This is a genomic window from Pseudomonas sp. SIMBA_068, from assembly GCF_046534705.1.
Lineage (GTDB): Bacteria > Pseudomonadota > Gammaproteobacteria > Pseudomonadales > Pseudomonadaceae > Aquipseudomonas > Aquipseudomonas putida.
Genome location: NZ_JAWRYI010001754.1, coordinates 1 through 233, shown reverse-complemented (window position 1 = coordinate 233; position 233 = coordinate 1). Strand labels below are relative to the sequence as shown.

The window sequence follows — 233 nt, the reverse complement described above, 5'->3', positions numbered from 1 at the left end:
CTGATTGCAGTCTAAACCTATTTTAGGTTGTAGATATACTTCTAATTCTTGGTTGTTTATTGCTTTGCGAAGTTCGCGCTCAATATCCATTTGTTCACGGGCATGAGCTTCTAATTTCCTATGATAAAAACGGTAGGCATTTTTGCCATTATTTTTGGCATCATACATCGCCATATCGGCGTTACTAAGCAAGGAGTCGGGCGTAATACCATCTTGTGGATACAATGCAATTC

General features: G+C 39.1%; 1 pseudogene. It reads right to left on the bottom strand.

The window, feature by feature from the left end:
* Positions 1–233: pseudogene (locus SB756_RS35765) on the bottom strand (hypothetical protein); the annotation flags it as partial.